Annotated in this window: 17 protein-coding genes; 5 read left to right on the top strand and 12 right to left on the bottom strand. The window is 66.0% G+C overall.

Annotated features, from left to right (window positions below; genetic code table 11):
• Window positions 1–34 precede the first annotated feature (34 nt).
• The 4 genes from H0S73_RS00365 to H0S73_RS00350 all read left to right on the top strand — a co-directional run bounded on the left by H0S73_RS00365 (window position 35) and on the right by H0S73_RS00350 (window position 2,111).
• On the top strand, window positions 35–673 hold the full coding sequence (locus H0S73_RS00365) for a response regulator (protein WP_181050276.1): 639 nt from the start codon (window positions 35–37) through the stop codon (window positions 671–673).
• 217 nt (window positions 674–890) lie between these two features.
• Window positions 891–1,301, top strand: coding sequence for a hypothetical protein (locus H0S73_RS00360; RefSeq protein WP_181050275.1), 411 nt, complete (start codon window positions 891–893; stop codon window positions 1,299–1,301).
• Window positions 1,302–1,364: 63 nt separating this feature from the next.
• Window positions 1,365–1,526: a hypothetical protein gene (locus H0S73_RS00355; protein ID WP_181050274.1), complete on the top strand. Its 162-nt coding sequence runs from the start codon at window positions 1,365–1,367 to the stop codon at window positions 1,524–1,526.
• 120 nt (window positions 1,527–1,646) lie between these two features.
• A complete protein-coding gene (locus tag H0S73_RS00350; RefSeq protein ID WP_202049754.1) occupies window positions 1,647–2,111 on the top strand; it encodes a response regulator in 465 nt (154 codons plus the stop codon).
• A 101-nt stretch (window positions 2,112–2,212) separates the two neighbouring features.
• Here H0S73_RS00350 and H0S73_RS00345 read toward each other — a convergent pair whose 3' ends face one another.
• The 7 genes from H0S73_RS00345 to H0S73_RS00315 are packed head-to-tail and all read right to left on the bottom strand — an operon-like array spanning window position 2,213 to window position 10,058.
• Window positions 2,213–3,631, bottom strand: a complete 1,419-nt coding sequence (locus H0S73_RS00345) for a M20 family metallopeptidase (RefSeq protein WP_181050273.1) — start codon at window positions 3,629–3,631, stop codon at window positions 2,213–2,215.
• Window positions 3,632–3,678: 47 nt separating this feature from the next.
• A complete protein-coding gene (locus H0S73_RS00340) occupies window positions 3,679–4,551 on the bottom strand; it encodes an alpha/beta hydrolase family protein (protein ID WP_181050272.1) in 873 nt (290 codons plus the stop codon).
• Entirely contained in the window at window positions 4,548–5,552 is a 1,005-nt protein-coding gene (locus H0S73_RS00335; protein ID WP_181050271.1) for an ABC transporter ATP-binding protein, read from the bottom strand. Before H0S73_RS00335 ends, H0S73_RS00340 begins: the two co-directional genes overlap by 4 nt.
• Window positions 5,549–6,532: an ABC transporter ATP-binding protein gene (locus H0S73_RS00330; protein ID WP_181050270.1), complete on the bottom strand. Its 984-nt coding sequence runs from the start codon at window positions 6,530–6,532 to the stop codon at window positions 5,549–5,551. The genes H0S73_RS00335 and H0S73_RS00330 overlap by 4 nt, the downstream gene beginning before the upstream one ends.
• A complete protein-coding gene (locus H0S73_RS00325; protein ID WP_181050269.1) occupies window positions 6,529–7,431 on the bottom strand; it encodes an ABC transporter permease in 903 nt (300 codons plus the stop codon). The genes H0S73_RS00330 and H0S73_RS00325 overlap by 4 nt, the downstream gene beginning before the upstream one ends.
• Window positions 7,428–8,405, bottom strand: a complete 978-nt coding sequence (locus H0S73_RS00320; protein ID WP_181050268.1) for an ABC transporter permease — start codon at window positions 8,403–8,405, stop codon at window positions 7,428–7,430. The genes H0S73_RS00325 and H0S73_RS00320 overlap by 4 nt, the downstream gene beginning before the upstream one ends.
• Before the next feature lie 42 nt (window positions 8,406–8,447).
• On the bottom strand, window positions 8,448–10,058 hold the full coding sequence (locus H0S73_RS00315) for an ABC transporter substrate-binding protein (protein WP_181050267.1): 1,611 nt from the start codon (window positions 10,056–10,058) through the stop codon (window positions 8,448–8,450).
• A 103-nt stretch (window positions 10,059–10,161) separates the two neighbouring features.
• Here H0S73_RS00315 and H0S73_RS00310 point away from each other — a divergent pair, with 103 nt between their 5' ends.
• Complete coding sequence (locus H0S73_RS00310; protein WP_181050266.1) at window positions 10,162–11,034, top strand: SIS domain-containing protein; 873 nt, start codon at window positions 10,162–10,164, stop codon at window positions 11,032–11,034.
• 9 nt (window positions 11,035–11,043) lie between these two features.
• Here H0S73_RS00310 and H0S73_RS00305 read toward each other — a convergent pair whose 3' ends face one another.
• The 5 genes from H0S73_RS00305 to H0S73_RS00285 form a co-directional block, all read right to left on the bottom strand.
• Complete coding sequence (locus H0S73_RS00305; protein WP_181050265.1) at window positions 11,044–11,262, bottom strand: DUF2783 domain-containing protein; 219 nt, start codon at window positions 11,260–11,262, stop codon at window positions 11,044–11,046.
• A complete protein-coding gene (locus tag H0S73_RS00300; protein WP_181050264.1) occupies window positions 11,259–12,863 on the bottom strand; it encodes an FAD-dependent oxidoreductase in 1,605 nt (534 codons plus the stop codon). The genes H0S73_RS00305 and H0S73_RS00300 overlap by 4 nt, the downstream gene beginning before the upstream one ends.
• A 226-nt stretch (window positions 12,864–13,089) precedes the next feature.
• Window positions 13,090–13,944, bottom strand: a complete 855-nt coding sequence (locus tag H0S73_RS00295) for an energy transducer TonB family protein (protein ID WP_181050263.1) — start codon at window positions 13,942–13,944, stop codon at window positions 13,090–13,092.
• Between the two features lie 32 nt (window positions 13,945–13,976).
• Window positions 13,977–14,423, bottom strand: a complete 447-nt coding sequence (locus H0S73_RS00290) for an ExbD/TolR family protein (RefSeq protein WP_181050262.1) — start codon at window positions 14,421–14,423, stop codon at window positions 13,977–13,979.
• Window positions 14,423–15,076 carry a MotA/TolQ/ExbB proton channel family protein gene (locus H0S73_RS00285; RefSeq protein WP_181054185.1) on the bottom strand — a complete coding sequence of 218 codons (654 nt, stop codon included), beginning with the start codon at window positions 15,074–15,076 and terminating at the stop codon, window positions 14,423–14,425. The genes H0S73_RS00290 and H0S73_RS00285 overlap by 1 nt, the downstream gene beginning before the upstream one ends.
• Between the last annotated feature and the right edge of the window lie 638 nt (window positions 15,077–15,714).

Raw genomic sequence — 15,714 nt, 5'->3', positions numbered from 1 at the left:
GCCCGGTATGATCATCCGTCACCGGGGAGCGACCATGAGCATCAAGATCCTGATCGCCGACGACCATGCGATCGTGCGCCGGGGCCTGCAGGCGCTGGTGCAGGCGCAGTCCGGCTGGGAGGTCTGCGGCGGGGCCGACAACGGCCAGACTGCGGTCGAGCTTGCCGTCGAGCAGCGTCCGGACGTGGCCATCCTCGACTTTTCCCTGCCGGTTCTCAACGGCCTCGAGGCCACCCGGCAGATCCGCCTGGCGAGCCCGGAGACCGAGGTGCTGGTCTACACGATGCACAACAACGAGGCCGTCATTCGGGACGTCCTGAAGGCGGGCGCCAGAGGATACGTGCTGAAGACCGAGGACGACGACGAGGTCGTCAGTGCGGTCAGGGCCCTGTCGCGCAAGAAGCCGTATTTCTCGCCGCAGGTTGCCGAGACCCTGCTCGACGACTTCCTCAGCTGCGGCAAGGTCACGGCATCGGACACGCTGAGCCCGCGCGAGCGCGAGGTGATCCAACTCGTGGCCGAGGGGCAGACCAACAAGGCCATTGCGGATCGCTGGGCCGTGAGCATCAAGACGGTCGAGACCCACAGAACCGCCGCGATGCGCAAGCTGAACCTGCGTTCGGGCGTGGAACTCGCCCTTTATGCCGTGCGCAACAAGCTCATCGAGCCCTGATCGTCCCCATCGTTCCTCCGGTCAATCCTGGCCCTCCCTCGGGTCATGACCCGATTTCAATTCGGCGTCAGGCGCTGTTTGCTGAAGGTGCGTGCAGGCGAAGACAGGATGGCAGTGCAGGGAATGGGTTTGGGTCGGATCTGCCGTCGCGTGTTTCATGCCTGGCGAACCGCGTCGGCACGGATCGACCAAGCGATCCTCAAAGAGGCGGCGAAGGATGCGACAAAAACTGAAAGTCCTGCGGGCACCAGAATTTCATCGCATGAGCGGCCGGAATGGAGGTCAGCCCTATCCCGCACCGGCGGCGATACGCTGGACCAGGACCGACGCCGACGAGATTGAGCAGGGGATCATCCGCGCGTATTTCCGGCTTGCGGGCACATCGAACGAACGAAACGGATCGCGCACCGTGACCGTGATCCGGGCCGGTGCCATGGAGGCGCGACTGACCGAGGCGCCGTCGGAAACCTGCCTTGTCGGGATGCCGTCTTTCTGGCTGGAAATCTATTCTCACGCCAGCCGTTCCGTTGTCGCCAGCCGCGGTTGCTCCGAGTTCGACGAGGACGAGCTCGCCGCGGCCGTAGAGCTGATCGCCAGGGCAGGAGAGCGGATTCGAGTCGATCACTGACCGGCCTTTCGGGGCGGTGACCGGGCTTGCGGGGGCTAAGGCCGTTTAGACAGGAGCAAAGCGATGTTGAAGCTTCCGATGCATGGATTTGCCAAGCGCGTGGACGATGTCGTGTCGAGGGCCGAAAGTATTCTGCAGGCTCGGCAGGACTTCCTCTTCAAGGGACCATCCCCCGCGTCTCCCCCGAACCTGAAGAAGCCGGATCCGCATGACAAGCAGAAGTAACCCGCACCGGATGGAACTGATAGAGTCGTGCCACTTTTCCCTCGGTGAACCGTGCCGCTCGGCGCCGGAACCAGCCTGCAGGCCTTCGGCCTGCGCCATTGAGGAGCTCACGCGGGCAGAATGAGCATCGATCGCCCCCTCCGCATCATGATCGTCGAAGACGAGGCGTTGCTCCTGATGGAGCTTGAGATGTTCCTTGAAGGCGAGGGCCATCAGGTGGTGGGCACGGCCACATCGTACCCCGAGGCCGTAGACGTTTCCAAGGAGGTCCACGCCGACCTCGCGCTCGTCGATATCCATCTCACCGACGGTCCGGTCGGGGTCGAGCTTGGCCGCTTCATCACGCAAAATACGGGCACGGCCGTGGTGTTCATGACCGCCAATGTGAAGCGCATCCCGGACGACTTCTCCGGCGCGATCGGGGTCATTGCGAAGCCTTACACGAATGCGGGTCTCAAGGCCGCGCTGCACTACCTCGTGTCGGCTGTTCACAGCCCCCCGCCGAAAGCTGTCCCACCGGCGAGCCTGTCTCTCGCTCCGAACTTCGAGGAGCAATGGGTGGCTGCAAAAAAGCCTGACGAGTGACCATCGCCAGGCGGCCGCGCATTCCCGGTGAGACGGATCCGTTTCGCCGGGAATGCAGCTCAGCAGTGCCAAGAGTTAGTTCCACGTAAGTGGAAGCAGCTCTAATTGCGCGACATGTCCAGGGGCGGCTCGACGCCCTCGCGCAGCGGGCTCACATAGGGTGTTTCCCGTGTCCTCTGCGCAAGATCGGCCTTGGCGGCGGCCATCAGGGACGGATCAGTGATCGCCGCCATGCCGGTTGCGGCCATGGCCTTGGCGACATGCACCATCGCCTTGTGCGCGGCCGGCATCTTGCCCTGGGCCACGACCTGCCATGTATGGAACGGCGTGCCGATCGCGACCGTCGGCGCATGCGCCTGAACGGTGGGCACCACCCAGCTCACGTCGCCGATATCGGTCGAGCCGATCATGGGCTTGCGCGGCGAGTCGAGCGGCGTCAGGAAATCCGCGAGAGGCGCATCGGTTCTCGGTTGCCCGATGGCGCGGTAGACGGAGGCGATCTCCTGGTCCGACAGCGTCGCGCGGATCTTGCGCGCGAAGTCGCGGTCGGCATCGTCGAAAGGCGGTGCCCCGAGTTCCTCCATGGCATTGTGCAGGGCCTGTTCCAGCGGCGTGTTTCCGATGGTGTTCGAGACGGCGCTGACGATGCGCATCTCGACGCTGGTCTCCGTCATGAGAGCCGCACCCTGGGCGATCTTGTGCACGCGTTCGACGAGGTCGAGCATACCCTGGAGGTCCATGGCGCGGATCGAATAGCGCACGCGGGCATAGGCCTGCACCACGTTCGGCGCGATGCCGCCCGTATCGAGCAGCGCGTAATGCACGCGCGCATCGGACGGCATGTGCTCGCGCATGTAGTTCACGCCCACATTCATCAGTTCGACGGCATCGAGCGCGCTGCGTCCTAGATGGGGCGAGGCGGCCGCGTGAGCCGCGCGGCCCGTGAAGGCGAAATCAGCGCGCGTATTGGCCAGCGACAGGGCCGGCGCGACCTCCCAGAAGCTGTAGGGATGCCATGAGATCGCGATATCGACATCGTCGAAGGCGCCGGCACGCACCATGAAGGCCTTGGCCGCGCCACCTTCCTCGGCCGGGCAGCCATAGTAACGGACGCGGCCCGGAATGCCTTTCTCCGCGAGCCAGTTCTTCAAGGCGATGGCAGCCAGCATGGCGCCCGAGCCGAGGAGGTTGTGCCCGCATCCATGCCCGTGGCCGCCGGACTCGATGGGGCGATGCTCCGCGACACCGGATTCCTGGCTGAGCCCCGGAAGGGCGTCGTACTCGCCCAGGAAGGCAATGACCGGGCCGTCTTCACCGGCTTCGCCGATGACGGCCGTCGGAATGCCGGCGACACCCTCGGTGACGCGAAAGCCCTGGTGGCGCAGTTCCGCGGCGTGCTCGGCGGATGAGCGCACTTCCGTATAGCAGACCTCCGGCATCCCCCAGATGCGATCGCTCAAGTCGATGAGGCGGCTCTTCGCAGCATCCACATGCTGCCAGATCTCGTTTCGGACGTTCATGTCTTGCTCCAGAGTCGGTTGTGGGCGCTTACAGAAGCGGTGCCGCTTTACAAAGCGCCTGCATCGGCCGTGATCAGTTCTTCGGCCGGAGGAATGCGCCCCTCGAACCAATAGGCGGCCGCCGCGCGCGACATGGCGGCCCCGTCATGGCCCACGCCTTCGACGCGGATCAGCTTCCAATGGAAGGGAAGGCCAAGGCGCTCGGCTTCGCGTCGAGCGAAATCGTAGACGAACTGCGCGCGCCCATAGCGATGCGGTCCCTGCCGCAGGGCTTCCGCCTGGGCCGGCAGGTTCGGGTCGTCGGTGCTGATATCCTGATCGCCCGCGAAGACGTGCATGGGATAGGCGAGCCAGCGCGCAATGGCGGCTTCATCGAGGCCGAGGCCGCCGAGCCCCTCGGGGAAGCTGCGTTCCAGGGTCGGCAAGGTGTACCAGCCCGGATTGCCCGCGATGACGGCCTCGAAGGACCCGTGATCCTGGGTCGCGAGCATCCGGTGCGCGAACTGCCCCCCGGCGGAGTGTCCGAAAAGACGTGCCTTCGGGCGGCGCGTCGCGCCGCCTTTCTGCAGGGCCGCGAAGACGCGGGCCGGGACCGCGTAGAGCCACTTGGCGATGGGGCGGATGCTTCCGCCGTCCTCGACCACCAGGCCGTTGTTGTACGATTCCGCGCCTGGAAAATGCGCGTCGGAGAAGGTCGGCGCGGCAATCAGGATGCGGTGCTTCTCGGCGGCGGGAATCCAGAAGTCCCGATACTCGTCGCCGTTGCGAAGCATGCCGTGCTGGACGATGACGACCGGATCGTCAGGGCCGTGATCGGCCGGGCGATAGACGTTCACCTCAATCGGCCGGTCGGGGTGGTGCGGGTCGACGAAGGGGAGCGTGCTGCGGCCGATCTCGGGGCTAAGCGTGATTGTCGTCATGTGTTGTCCGAATTGTGCAGATGGCAGGCTGCGCTGCGTCCTGGAGCGATCTCTTTCAAGGCAGGGCGAACGTCACGGCATTTCGCCATCGCGTGCTCGCAGCGCGGGTGGAACGGGCAGCCGCCGGGCGGCGCCAGAGGGGAGGGCAGCTCGCCCTTGAGCGGCTGGAACGCGCGCTTGCGCCGTTCCGTGGAGGGGCTCGCCGCGATGAGGGCCGCGCTGTAGGGATGGGCCGGTTCGGCGAAGACCGCGGAGGCCGGGCCGATCTCCACGATGCGCCCGAGATACATGATCGCCACGCGGTCGCTGATGTGCCGGACCACTCCGAGGTCGTGGCTGACGAAGAGATAGGTCAGGCCGTGCTTCTCGCGGATGTCCATGAACAGGTTGATGACCTGCGCCTGGATCGAGACGTCCAGCGCGGAGACGGGCTCGTCGCAGACCAGGAAGTCGGGCTTCACCGCCAGCGCGCGGGCGATGCCGATGCGCTGGCGCTGTCCTCCGGAGAACTGGTGCGGATAGCGGTTGCGGTAGGCGACATCGAGGCCGACTTCGGTCAAGGCCCTGTCGACCGCCGCGTCGATCTCGCTCTTCGGCAGCAGCCCATGCACCCGCAGGGCCTCTCCCACGATGGTGCGCACCTGCATGCGCGGATCGAGCGAGGCATAGGGGTCCTGGAACACCATCTGGACCTTGAGGAGATAATCCAGCCGGTCCTTGCCGCGCAGTTCGGCAACGCGCCGTCCCTCGTAAACGATGTCTCCGGCGCTGGGCTTGGTGATCCCGGTCGCGGCCCGTGCCAGCGTGGACTTGCCGCAACCGGATTCGCCGACGAGGCCGAGAACCTCGCCGCGCTTCACGGTGAGATCGACACCGTCGACCGCCTTCAGCACGGGTGGTGGTGGCGCGCTCCCGATTGTCGCGAGAAGGCGCTGCGCGAAGGTCGACTTGCCGCGGAAGTACTTCTTGACGCCGCGCAGCTCGAAGAAGGGTTCGGTCATGGGGCGGAGCCTTCGGGCACGGGGTTGTGGCAGCGATAGCTCTGCCCGTTGCTCATGACCTGCGGCGGAGGATCGATCTGCGCGCAGACGGGCAGGGCGCGCTCGCATCGCGGACGGAACGGGCATCCGCTCGGGCGCGCATCGATGCTGGGGGCCGCGCCGTTGATCTGCCGCAGGCGCTCGCCGGGAGCGACCGTCGCGGCCGAGGAGCCGAGCAGGCCAAGCGTGTAGGGATGGCGGGGGCGATCGAGAACGTCGTCGACGGTTCCCGTCTCGACGATCCGCCCGGCATACATGACGGCGACCCGGTCGGCGAGCTCGGCGACGACGGCGAGGTCGTGCGTGATCCAGAGCACCGCCGTGCCGGTCTCCCGGCTGAGCTTCTGGACCTCGAACAGGATCTGGCTCTGGATCGTCACGTCGAGTGCCGTCGTCGGCTCGTCGGCGATGATCAGGTCGGGCTTGTTGAGAAGGGCCGTCGCGATGGCGACGCGCTGGCGCATGCCGCCGGAGAATTCGTGCGGATACTGCTTCAGGCGCGTTTGCGGAGACGAGATGCCGACCCGTGACAAAGCCCGCGATGCCTCCTCAAGGGCCTCCTGCGGGCTGCAGGAGCGGTGTTCCTGGATGGCCTCGCACATCTGCTCGCCGATGGTGAGGACCGGGTTGAGCGTCATCAGCGGATCCTGGAAGATCATCGCGATGCGGTCGCCGCGCAGCCGGCGCAGGCGCTCCTCGGTCGCGCGCCGCAGGTCTTCGCCCTTGAACAGGACGTCGCCGTCGACGATCTCGCCGGGCGCGTCGATGAGCTGGACCAGGGAGAAGCCGGTCACGGATTTTCCGGAGCCGGACTCGCCGACGAGGCCGACGATCTCACCGGGCTGCACGACAAGATCGACGCCGTCGACGGCGGGCCACGCACCGGCGAGGTCGTGGAAGACGGTTCGCAGGCCGCGAACGTCGAGCAGCGGGGAGGTCATTGGCCCCTCACGTTGAAGCTGCGGCGCAGGCGCTCGCCCACGAGGTTGAGAGACATGATCAGGAGCACGAGGGCGATGCCCGGGAAGGCCGCGATCCAGTACTCGCCCGAGAGCAGGAACTCGAACCCGTTGGCGATCAGGAGCCCGAGGGAGGGCTGCGTCACCGGAACGCCGACCCCGAGAAACGACAGCGTGGCTTCCAGCGTGATCGCATTCGCGATGCTGATCGTCGAGACGACGAGAACGGAACTGATGGAGTTCGGCAGGAGATGCGCCAGCATGATGTGGCGCGTCGGCAGGCCGAAATTGACCGCAGCCTCGATATATTCCTTGCGCCGCTCGACGAGGGCGGCCGCGCGCATCAGGCGGGCATATTGCGCCCATTGCACCAGGATGATGGCGATGATCACCTTGTCGACGCCGCGCCCGATGGAGGCGAGAAGCACGAGGGCGATCAGGATCGACGGGAATCCGAGCATGAAATCGACGACGCGCATGATCGCCGCGTCGATGGCGCCGCCGAACTGGGCCGCGACGAGCCCGGCGATGACCCCGATGGCGAGGGCCCCCGCGGTGGATGCCAGACCGACCAGCAGGCTGGTCCGCAGGCCGTACAGGATGGCGCTGAGCATGTCGCGGCCCTGCGCGTCGGTGCCGAGCCAGTAGGTGATGCCGGTCATGCCCTGCGCGCCGGGCTCCAGGCGGTTGTCCATCACGCTCAGCGACGCGAGGTCGTGCGGGTTCTGCGGCGCGATGAAGGGCGCGAGCAGCGCGAGCAGCAGGAGGATCCCGAGCAGGACGACCGCGCCGCGCGTCGTCGGGCGGCTCCTGATCCGGCGCAGGACCTTGTGGCGCAGCGCCGTGTCGGCGCCGGCCGCCACCATTCTCGAAGCGGTCATGCCATTTCTCCCGTCAGCTTCACGCGGGGATCGAGCGCCGCGTAGAGAATGTCGACGAGGAAGTTCACGGCGACGAAAAGGAGCGTTGCGAGCATCACATAGGCGACCACGACGGGGCGGTCGAGCTGGTAGATGCTGTCGATGAGGAGCTTGCCCATGCCCGGCCAGGCGAACACGGTCTCGGTGATGGTCGAGAAGGCCACGAGACTGCCGAACTCCATGCCGGCGACCGTCACGACGGGGATCAGGATGTTGCGCAGCACGTGCCGTCCGACGATGCGCTTGCGGCGCACGCCCTTGGCGCGGGCATACTTGACGTAGTCCTGCGTCATCGCCTCCGTGGTGCCCGCCGCCACGAGGCGAATCATCAGGGCCATGTTCGGGATGGCGAGGTTCAGGGCGGGCAGGGCGAGATGCTTCAATCCGTCGAGCGTCAGCAGGCTCGTCGGAATGCCGAAGACGGAAACCGTCTCCCCGCGTCCCGCCGTCGGCAGCCAGCCGAGGAACACGCTGAAGAGCAGGATGAGCATCATGCCCTTCCAGAAGCTCGGGAGGGAGAAGCCGAGGATCGTTCCGGCCATGATGGCGCGGCTCGGACGGCTTTCGGGATTGAGGCCGGCCAGGAGACCGAGCGGAATGCCGATGATGGCGGCAAGGCTCATGGCGAGGAGAACGAGTTCGAACGTGGCCGGCAGCCGCGCCAGGATCAGGTCGACCGCCGGAACGCCGTGGACGAAGGAGAATCCGAGATCGCCTTTCAGGGCCTTGCCCAGGAAGCCGAGATATTGCTGCCAGACGGGCAGATCGAGTCCGAGGCGCTGGATCATCGCCGTGCGTTCGGCGGCGCTGACCTGCGGCGGAACGAGGAGTTCGATCGGGTCTCCGATGCCGTAGACGGCGAGGAAGACCACGACGGAAACCGCGAGCAGAACCAGGACGCTCTGAATCAGACGTTGCAGGATGTAGGCCGTCATGTCAGGCGTTCCGATCTGCTCGCGGCTTCGTTCATGGCTTGCTTACTTCGCGGGCTTGACCTGCATGGCCATCGTGAACTGGTCGGCGCGGCCGACGTAGTTCAGGTTCGCCTTGTAGGCCCAGATGGTGCTCTCGAAATGCAGCGGAATGAACGCGCCGCCTTCGATGACCTTCACACCCGCCTGCTTGAGCATCTCCGCACGCTTGGCATCATCGAGGGTGGTGATCGCCGCGCGGATCAGCTTGTCGAATTCCGGATCGGCATAGCCACCGTAATTCGAGCCGCCGATGGTCTTCGCTTCGTCCGGCGTCGCGGCCCACTGCTTCAGGAAGGACGAGGCCTCGCCGCTCGTGGAGCCCCAGCCGCCGATGGCGACGCTGAATTCCTTCTTGGCGCGGCGCGGGAAGTAGATGGCGCGGGCCATGGCGTCCACTTCCGAGCGGATTCCGACCTGCGTCAGGTACTGCGCGACGGCCTGCGTGATCTGGCTGTCGTTGATGTAGCGGTCGTTGGTCGTCGAGAGCGTGACCTGGAAGCCGTTGGGATAGCCGGCCTCGGCCAGGAGCTTCTTCGCCGCGGCCGGATCGTAAGCGAGCTTCGGCGGGTTCTCCAGCGCGCCGAACATGCCGTTGGGCAGGAACTGGTAGGCCGGCTCGGCCGCGCCGTCCATGATGCGCTTGATGATGGCGTCGCGGTCGATGGCGAGCGACATCGCCTTGCGCACGCGCGGATCCTTCAGCGGGTTCTTGCCGTTCTCGGCCTTCACGAGCGGGCTCGGCTCGCGCTCGACGTCGAGCTGGAAATAGATCACGCGGGTCGAGGGCGTGATCACGTGGCCGAAGCGCTTGTCGTCCTTGATGCGGGAGACGTCGCGCGCAGCCGGGTTCTCGATCACATCGTAATCGCCGGCGAGCAGGCCCGCCAGGCGCGGACCGGCATTGGGAACCGGTACGAAGGTCACGTTGGCCCAGGGCTCAGCCGGGCCCCAATACTTGTCGTTGCGCTCGAGCTCGACGCTCGTGCCCTTCGTGTAGCTCTTGAACTTGTAGGGGCCGGTGCCGATGGCGAGCTTGCCGTCGTTGAAGTCGCCGACGACGGGCCATGCGCCTGTGACGCCGCAGTTCTTGGCGACGTCGAAGGAGAGCTTGTCATGCGGGAGAACGGACGCGCTCAGGATGGCGATGCTGGAGAGGAAGTTCGGCAGCAGCGGGTCCGGCGCCTTCGTGGTGATGACGATGGTTTGCGGATCGGGCGCCTCGACGGCCGTGAAGTTGCCCGTGATGTCGGCGAACGAGCCCGCGATCGCCGTCTCGTTCTTCAGGGTGCGGCAGAAGCTGAAGATCACGTCGTCGGCCGTGAAGGGCTGGCCGTTGGAGAAGGTCACGCCTTGGCGGAGCTTGAAGGTCCAGCGGTTCTGGCCGTCGTTCTCCCAGGACGTCGCAAGGCTGGGCAGGACCTTCTGCTTCTCATCCTGCTTGGTCAATCCGTCGAAGATATGAGCCGCGAGGGCGTTGTTCGGCGTCAGATCGTGATAATGTGGGTCGATCGCGGTCGGCTCCGAGCTGAGCGCGATCTTGAGCGACTGAGCCCAGGCGGGAGCACTGAGCAGGCAGGTGCTGGCGACGAAAGCGAATATGAGTGGACGGCGCATTGAATCTCTCTCCTGGTTCCCTTGGCGGCTGTCTTTTGACAGATTTATTTTCTCAGATTAAAAATCATGAAAATATCCTGACGTCAATCAGTCTGGAGTGTCCGTGTCTCAAGTCCTGAAGCCGACGACGGATCTGGCCCACCGCATCGCGCTCGGTTACGCCTCGCTCAGCGAAGCGCATCGACGCGCGGCGGATTTCGTGCTGCAGAACCCTCTCGAGACGGCGACGATGACGATCGAGGGCTTCGCAGAGCGCAGCGGCGCCTCCACGGCGACGGTGACCCGGTTCGTCCGTTCTCTGGGTTACGCCGGCTACAGCGAATTCCGGGCCGCGCTCTCCGAGGCGCTGCGGCTGGCGATGGCTCCCGTCGACAGCTTCGCCGATGCCCACAGCACGAAAAGCTCCGCCTTCTCGACCTTCGTGACGGCCCTCAAGGATCAGGCGGCCAATCTGGACGAGACGCTCGCGGCCGTCGACGAGGAAACCTGCTCCCGGGCCATGGACGTCCTGCTGCGCGCGCGCCGGATCTTCATCGTCGGATCTGGGGCGAGCCATCATGTGGCGGCCCATCTTGATGAAGGATTGACGCTCTATCTCGATGCGAACGTGATCTTCGCGTCGTCCCGCGGCGGAGCCGAGAAAGCGGTCAGGCACCTGATGAACGTGGGGGCGGACGATCTCGTGCTGGCCATCTCCCTTCCGCGTTACTCGCGCGGCACGGTCGATCTGGCGAAACTCGCCAAGAACCGTGGGGCCATGGTCATGGCCTTGACGGACGGGCCGAGCTCTCCGCTCGTCCCCATCGCCGACATCACCCTCTTCGCACCGGCGCGGAACCGGCTGCTGCCGAACTCGCCGACCGCCGCCTTCGCGCTCGCCGACGCCATCGTGGCCGCGGTGGCCCGCGAACGGCCCGATGCCGTCGAGGCCCTGAAGGAACTCAGCGAGAATCTTCTCTGGACGTTCTATCAGTGAAACGTCGACCTATTCACGCGCCGATCCGGTCTGCTCGAGACTCTGTTTTGCGAGTGCGAGCGCTTCCTTCAGGACGGCCTGGTCGCCGATGTGATTGGCGAGGATCAGCACGAGGGACGAGTTGAGCGCGGCGCTCTGCTCGTCCGACAATCCGCGATGCGCCTCGATCAGCGCCCGGTAGGCGCGATCCGGATCGGCGAAGCGGCTTTCGGTCACGAGGGCGCTCATGCGGGCTCTCCATCCATATTCTTCATGCGGCGCGATGCACGCGCGATCGCTTTCGCTGTCGCGTGGCGCCAGCGCGCCGCGAGGTGCTGGTCCGGGCGCACGAGATAGGTGCTGCCGGGCGTCGCGTCGAAACGCCGTTCGAAGAAGCCGTCCGCGTCGATCAGGTCATGGCCGATGACGAGGACGCGCTTGCCTGCGGGTGGAGCGGTTCCGTTGGGCACGTGGATCAGCGTCTCCTCGCCGCCCAGTGCCTCGAGCAGCCAGACCGGCTCGCCGCTGCCCTTGCGCATGGGGGCATCGGGCAAAGGCGCGCCGAGGTGGGCGGACCCCGACCATACATCCTCATCCACCGTCGACAGGGATGTCTCATAGGTGGACGCCATCGACAGCCTGCCGGAATTCACCATGCGCTTGGCGAAGGGCGCGTGGCGCGCGAGAGCGAGCACCGCATCGCGGAAGCGCAGTTCCTGCGCCGAGCGCGGCGCGATGAAATCCGTCGAGCGGGTGGAATGGCCGATATTCTCGTCGGCGGCCACTGATCGTTCGGCATCGTAGGTGTCGATCAGGCTCTCGGGCGCTTCGCCCTTGATCACGAGCGCGAGCTTCCAGGCGAGGTTCTCCGCATCCTGGATGCCGGAATTGGCGCCGCGCGCGCCGAAGGGCGAGACCTGATGGGCGGCGTCGCCCGCGAAGACCACGCGGCCATGCGCGAAGCGCTCCAGACGCCGGCACTGGAACGTATAGACCGACACCCATTCGAGCGTGAACGCGTCGTGCCCCAGCATCTGGCGGATGCGCGGGATCACGCGCTCGGGCGCCTGCTCGGCCTTCGCGTCGGCATCGGGGCCGAGCTGCAGGTCGATGCGCCACACATCGTCGGGCTGCTTGTGCAGAAGGGCGGAGCGGCCGTCGTGGAAGGGCGGGTCGAACCAGAACCAGCGCTCGGGCGGAAAGTCGCCCTTCATCTTCACGTCGGCGATGAGGAAGCGATCCTCGAAGACTTCGCCCTTGAACTCGAGCCCGAGCATTCCGCGCAGGGCCGAACGCGCGCCGTCGGCCGCCACCACCCAATCGGCATCGATATCGTAGGATCCTTCGGGGGTCTCGACGGTGAGCGTCACGCCGTCGTTGCGGCGCTTGAGCGCGCTCACCCTGTTGCGCCAGCGGATGTCGAGCTGGGGCAGTTCGGCGGCGCGCGCCACGAGCGCGTGTTCGAGATAATATTGCTGCAGGTTGATGAAGGCCGGCATCTTGTGTCCGTCCTCAGGCAGCAGGTCGAAGGCGTAGAGCTGCTCGTCGCGCTGGAACACCTTGCCGAGCTTCCAGGTGACGCCTTTTTCCAGGCAGGGCGCGGCGACGCCGAGCCGGTCGAGGATCTCGAGGGTGCGCTTGGCGTAGCAGATGCCGCGCGAGCCTTCGCCGATCCGGTCAGCATCGTCGAGGAGCACGACCGGAACGCCGCGCTGCGCCAGGTCGATGGCGGTGCACAGCCCGACGGGGCCCGCGCCGACGACGATGACGGGATGTCGGGCGGGGGAGGGGCGATCCTGGTCCGGGCAGCGGCGGTAGCCGAACTGGTAGAGAATCTTGCGGGTGTTCATGACGTGGCCTGTGCGTCGACGATCATGCCGGAATGAGACTTGCCCGTGGCCGTAACACAGGGAGGACGGGTCAAGGCATTGGCCTTTCGGCCATGACGCCTCTCCCTGACGTTCCGCGCAACCCATACCATCGGCCTTCTGCCGCCGATGGAGGTTGGAGCTGCGGACGGACAGGGTAGTCCTGAGAATGTAACCGTCAAGTTCGCCGCGAAGGCCGAGCTCGCGCTCAACGCAGGTTGAAGCGCAGCGGCACGGTGAAGGTCGTTTGCGGAATGAAGTCCGGGATCGGCGGCAGGGAGGATCCGGGGCTTGCCGCCGCAAGAGCGGCCCGATCGAGGGCTGCATGGCCGGCACTCCGCACGAGGGACGCGCCGACGATGCGGCCCGACCGGTCCATGGTGAAGCGCACGGTGGCGATGCCCGTGACACCTTGGCTGCGGGCGACGTCCGGATAACGCAGGCGGTTGCGCAAGGACGCGACGAGGCTCGCCAGATAGCGGTTGCGCGCGGTCGGATCGGCCGCGGCCGCCTGGCCGCCCATGTTCTCCCGCGAGGCCGATGCCTGTCCCTGGCGCGCATCGGACGGAAGCGGCTTCGGTTCAGCGACCGACCGGCGCGGCGGCGGCTTGCGCTCGGCCGGCTTCGGCGGCTTCTTCTTCTCGGGCTTGCGGGCTGGCTTTTCTTCGAGAGGCTTGGCGACGATCGTTTCCGGCGGCGGAAGGATGACGGCCTCCGTCTGCGCCGTTTCCTGTTCCACTGGAACGGCCTCGACCGGCAGCGCTTCGGCCACGTCCTGAGGCCGGGCTTCGACGATCTCCTCGGGCGGCTGATCCTCGACGGTCTCCGATTCCATCGGCGTCTCCGTCTCGACGGGCGGCACCTTCTGGGATTGCTCGAACGACGGCGCCACGGACACGAGCTCTTCCATGGCGGGAGCGAGATCGAGGGTGATCTCCTGCTCGCCGGGCGCGTCGGCCTTGTCGGACGGCCACAGGGTCACGGCGGTCAGCACAGCGCCATGCAGGACGAGCGCCGTCGCGAAGGCGAGGCCGAGCCGGCTCGGCTCCTGGGGCGGTCTCATGCTTTGAACGGACATCGGATGGCGTGCTTGATCTAGGGCGCGGCCGATCCGCCGGGCGCCTGCGCGATCAGCGAGACGCGGCTGAACCCCGCCGCGTTGATCTGCCCCATGATCTCGATGATGCGGCCATAGGGAACGGCCCTGTCGCCGCGCACGAGCACGACCTGGCTCGGATCCGCGTTCGCGAGCTGCCGCAGGCGGGGCATCATGATCTCCGGTGCCAGCGGCTCCTTGTCGAGGAACGGCTGGCCCTGCGCGTCGATGGTGATCACGACCGGCTGCTTCGGCTGCGCGACTTTCGGCGCGGCGGTCTTCGGCAACTGCACGGGCACGCCGACGGTCATGAGGGGCGCGGCCACCATGAAGATGATGAGCAGGACGAGCATCACGTCCACGAGCGGCGTGACGTTGATCTCCGACAGGGGAGCGGTGCCGAACGCGTCGTCCTGGTCCTGCGGCCGCATCGGTCCCATGCCCATTATTCCGCCGCCTCCGCGCGGACCTGAAGCTTCCGGTCACGCGCCAGGCGGTCGCCGAGCGCCGTGATTCCGGCAGAAAACGATTGCTGCAGGCGGCCGAGATCGGTCGTGAGCTTGTTGTAGGCGATCACGGCCGGAATGGCGGCCACGAGTCCGATGGCGGTGGCGAACAGCGCTTCCGCGATGCCGGGCGCCACGACGGACAGGCTCGTGTCCTGGCTCGCCGCGATGGCGGAGAACGCGTTCATGATGCCCCAGACCGTGCCGAACAACCCGATGAAGGGCGCGGCCGATCCGATGGTGGCGAGGAACGGCAGGCCGACCTGGAGCCGGCGCATGTCGGCGGAAAGCGCAGCCCGCATGGCGCGTTCGATGCGCTCGCGCCGTTCCGCGCGGCTCTCGGACGCGTCCTGGTCGCGCCATGCCTCATGGCCCGCGCTGACGATGCGCCCGGTCGCGCCTTCCATCTGCGGCGAGAGCCTGTCGCCCGAGCGCGCCGCCGTTTCGAACGCGCGGGCCTGGCGGCGCAGGCCGCCGAGCCGCAGGAGCTTCTCGAACACGATGGTCCAGCAGCCGAGCGAGGCCAGGACGAGCAGGATCATGACGCTCTTAACAATGGGATCGGCCTGAAGGAACAGGCCGAGAAAGGACATGTCGTGCGTGGCCGCGGGCACGATCTCGTTCACAGGAGCGTCCTGAGCGAGTGCCGTTCCGCCGAAAGGCAGGAGCAGGGCCAGGCAGGCGAGGATACTGCCGGACGCGTGTCCAGGCTCATTCCAGGTGCTTATGCCCATGAACGCATTCTCCTTCGCATCGGCGGACCGGGAGGTGTCCCGGCGCGGCCGATGAAGTATCGGAAAGAACGTAGATTGATCAAGGGTTTAGGAAAAAATCAGAGGCGTTCTAAAAGACCCTCTACGGCCTTGAGATCGGGATGGAATTCGCTTCCTTAAAAGAGCTTCAAAGTAATTTTCTTGAGAGTTCCATCGCGACATCGCGGTTGAAAGGCGATCCGCATCGAACGGCTTTCACGAAAATACCATTTTGCGTGAGGAAGACGGGTCGTGCTTCTTAACCGGGAGATTCCGCTTGAGCTACGACGGTCACAACAAGCCATACCCGACCTGGTACCCCTACGCCTTCGTCGGTGCGCTGGCGGCGCTTGGCGGGGCCTTTTACGTGTTCGGCTGAGGGCAGGGGCGATGCTTGCTGCGGCCTGCATCCCAAAGCGAGCGAGGCGGTACATCCGCGCCCCGGTCGCTTTTGGGAGAGAGCCTGTCGGCTAGAGCAT

This window comes from Microvirga mediterraneensis (genome assembly GCF_013520865.1).
Lineage (GTDB): Bacteria > Pseudomonadota > Alphaproteobacteria > Rhizobiales > Beijerinckiaceae > Microvirga > Microvirga mediterraneensis.
This window is presented reverse-complemented; position numbering and strand designations above follow the sequence as displayed.

Excerpts from the sequence above, each read along its gene's own strand:
- H0S73_RS00295 (WP_181050263.1), bottom strand. The coding sequence starts at position 13,944 with ATGAGACCGCCCCAGGAGCCGAGCCGGCTCGGCCTCGCCTTCGCGACG.
- H0S73_RS00290 (WP_181050262.1), bottom strand. The coding sequence starts at position 14,423 with ATGGGCATGGGACCGATGCGGCCGCAGGACCAGGACGACGCGTTCGGC.
- H0S73_RS00285 (WP_181054185.1), bottom strand. The coding sequence starts at position 15,076 with ATGTCCTTTCTCGGCCTGTTCCTTCAGGCCGATCCCATTGTTAAGAGC.
- H0S73_RS00315 (WP_181050267.1), bottom strand. The coding sequence starts at position 10,058 with ATGCGCCGTCCACTCATATTCGCTTTCGTCGCCAGCACCTGCCTGCTC.
- H0S73_RS00360 (WP_181050275.1), top strand. The coding sequence starts at position 891 with ATGCGACAAAAACTGAAAGTCCTGCGGGCACCAGAATTTCATCGCATG.
- H0S73_RS00305 (WP_181050265.1), bottom strand. The coding sequence starts at position 11,262 with ATGAGCGCCCTCGTGACCGAAAGCCGCTTCGCCGATCCGGATCGCGCC.
- H0S73_RS00365 (WP_181050276.1), top strand. The coding sequence starts at position 35 with ATGAGCATCAAGATCCTGATCGCCGACGACCATGCGATCGTGCGCCGG.
- H0S73_RS00325 (WP_181050269.1), bottom strand. The coding sequence starts at position 7,431 with ATGACCGCTTCGAGAATGGTGGCGGCCGGCGCCGACACGGCGCTGCGC.
- H0S73_RS00345 (WP_181050273.1), bottom strand. The coding sequence starts at position 3,631 with ATGAACGTCCGAAACGAGATCTGGCAGCATGTGGATGCTGCGAAGAGC.
- H0S73_RS00355 (WP_181050274.1), top strand. The coding sequence starts at position 1,365 with ATGTTGAAGCTTCCGATGCATGGATTTGCCAAGCGCGTGGACGATGTC.
- H0S73_RS00335 (WP_181050271.1), bottom strand. The coding sequence starts at position 5,552 with ATGACCGAACCCTTCTTCGAGCTGCGCGGCGTCAAGAAGTACTTCCGC.
- H0S73_RS00340 (WP_181050272.1), bottom strand. The coding sequence starts at position 4,551 with ATGACGACAATCACGCTTAGCCCCGAGATCGGCCGCAGCACGCTCCCC.
- H0S73_RS00330 (WP_181050270.1), bottom strand. The coding sequence starts at position 6,532 with ATGACCTCCCCGCTGCTCGACGTTCGCGGCCTGCGAACCGTCTTCCAC.
- H0S73_RS00350 (WP_202049754.1), top strand. The coding sequence starts at position 1,647 with ATGAGCATCGATCGCCCCCTCCGCATCATGATCGTCGAAGACGAGGCG.
- H0S73_RS00300 (WP_181050264.1), bottom strand. The coding sequence starts at position 12,863 with ATGAACACCCGCAAGATTCTCTACCAGTTCGGCTACCGCCGCTGCCCG.
- H0S73_RS00320 (WP_181050268.1), bottom strand. The coding sequence starts at position 8,405 with ATGACGGCCTACATCCTGCAACGTCTGATTCAGAGCGTCCTGGTTCTG.